Consider the following 2,099-nt stretch of genomic DNA (forward strand, 5'->3'; position numbering starts at 1 on the left):
GACCGGGCGGCCGTCGACGGTGCCCTGGCCGGTGACGACGCCGTCGCCGTACGGCCGGTTCGCCTCCAGGCCGAAGTTCGTGGACCGGTGGCGGGCCATGGCGTCGAACTCGAGGAAGCTGCCCTCGTCGAGCAGCAGGTCGAGGCGCTCGCGGGCGGTCTTGCGCCCGCGGGCGTGCTGGCGCTCGACGGCGCGCTCGGAGCCGGCGTGGACGACGTCGTGCTGACGGCGGTGCCAGTCGGCCAGCTTCCCGGCGGAGGTGTGGACGTCGGGCTCGTCCGCGGCCTCGTCGGGCTCGGGCGGCGGCGTCGTCGCGGCGGTCATGAGCGCGGACCCTAGCGACACGCCGCGGGCGCTCCCAGACGAACGGGGACGTGAGACCAGCCACTGGACCCGGCGCCGGGCGCCCGCGACGCCGGCGCGGCGGGACCGTCGGGGGTGGCCGTTACCGTGCGCCCATGCTCCCGGGGATGAAGGAGGCCGCGGCCTGGGCCGCGGTGGCGCAGACGGCCGTCGCGCCGCAGGGGCCGTGGGCGCGGGTCGACGTCGTCGACCGGACCGGGTCGACGAACGCCGACCTCGTCGCGGCCGCCGCGGACGGGGCGCCCGACCGCACCGTCCTCGTCGCCCACCAGCAGGACGCGGGCCGCGGGCGGCGGGACCGGTCCTGGGAGTCCGCGCCGTCGGAGGGGCTGACGTTCTCGGTGCTGCTGCGGCCCGCGCAGGTGCCGGTGGCGCAGTGGGGCTGGGCGCCGCTGATCGCGGGGCTGGCGCTCGTCGTCGCCATGGAGGACTACCGGCCGGCGGCCGGGGACGCCGCGGTCCCCGTCGCGCTCAAGTGGCCGAACGACCTGCTGCTCGGCGCCGGCCGGCGCAAGGGTGCGGGCATCCTCGCCGAGGTCGTCGACGGCGGCGGCTCGCCGGCGCTCGTCGTCGGCATCGGGATCAACGTGTCCACGCCCGAGGCCGAGCTCCCCGAGGGCGGGACGTCGCTGCTCGCGCAGAGCGTGCGCCGCACGCGTCCCGACGTACTCGGCGACGTCCTCGCGACCTTCGCCTCCCTCGACGACGACTGGCGCGCCGCCCGGGGCGACGCCGCGCGGGCCGGCCTGCTCGCCGGGTACCGGCGGCGCTGCGCGACCCTCGGGAGCACCGTGCGGGTCGCGCTGCCCGGCGACCGCGAGCTGCACGGCGTCGCGGAGGACATCGACGACGACGGCCGCCTGGTCGTGCGCTCGGCCGACGACGGGGCCCGCACGATCGTCTCCGCGGGCGACGTCGTGCACGTGCGGACCGAGGCGTAGGCCCCACCGGGGGCCACCCGGACCGGTGTCCTTCCCCGGCGCGGTGCTCGGATCCGGGCCCTCGCGCGGATACGCTCGATCTCCCATCCCGAGGGGAGGAGATCCGTGCCCTACCCGGAACGTCTCCTCGTGGCGGGGGAGCGGGTCGCGCGTCACGTGCGGCCGCACTGGCGGATGCTCGTCCTGCCCGCCGTGCTCCCGGTCGTCGTCGCGTTCCTCGGGGCGTGGCTCGTCGCGCTCACCCGCCCGACGCCGTGGTTCGTCACCGTGCTCGTCGCCGTGCTCGTGGTGGGTCTCGGGCTGCTCGGCTGGTTCTCGGCCGCGCCGGTGCTGCGCTGGCGCTCGACCCACTTCGTCGTCACCGACCGGCGCATCCTCGTGCGCGAGGGCGTGCTGTCCCGGACCGGGGTGGCCGTGGTGGGCGCGTCGATCACCGCGGTGCGCACCACCCGGACCGTGACCGAGCGGTTGCTGGGCTGCGGGACCCTCGTCGTGGCCGTCGACGACACCCGTGAGCCCTGGCAGTTCGACGGCATCGGGCGGGTCGACCGCGTCGCGGCCGAGGTCGAGCGGATGGCGCGGCGCCGCGGCGGGCTGCGCCCCGACCGGTGGGGTGCCTGGCGGGACGACGCCGACGCCGATGACGGGGACGACCTCGGCGACGACCCGGACGACGAGGACCTCGACCTCGACGACACCTGGGACGACGACGCCGAGTGGGACGAGGACGGGGACGACGAGCGCGGCGAGTTCGCCGACGTGCCGACCCCGCGCCGCCGCGGGCGCCGGCTGCCC

At 77.3% G+C, this 2,099-nt stretch carries 3 protein-coding genes; 2 read left to right on the plus strand and 1 reads right to left on the minus strand.

The features are described 5' to 3' along the window. Positions 1-324 (minus strand): carboxyl transferase domain-containing protein (locus AC0CYZ_RS00005; protein WP_472210719.1); only part of this gene is annotated, 324 nt, incomplete at its 3' end. Positions 325-458: 134 nt separating this feature from the next. On the opposite strand from AC0CYZ_RS00005, the gene AC0CYZ_RS00010 reads away from it, so the two are divergent. Continuing rightward, on the plus strand, positions 459-1,304 hold the full coding sequence (locus AC0CYZ_RS00010; RefSeq protein ID WP_472210721.1) for a biotin--[acetyl-CoA-carboxylase] ligase: 846 nt from the start codon (positions 459-461) through the stop codon (positions 1,302-1,304). A gap of 105 nt (positions 1,305-1,409) precedes the next feature. Continuing rightward, a partial coding sequence (locus tag AC0CYZ_RS00015) for a PH domain-containing protein (RefSeq protein ID WP_472210724.1) occupies positions 1,410-2,099 on the plus strand: 690 nt, incomplete at its 3' end.

The sequence above is a fragment of the Actinomycetospora sp. genome, assembly GCF_055612215.1.

Excerpts from the sequence above, each read along its gene's own strand:
- AC0CYZ_RS00010 (WP_472210721.1), top strand. The coding sequence starts at position 459 with ATGCTCCCGGGGATGAAGGAGGCCGCGGCCTGGGCCGCGGTGGCGCAG.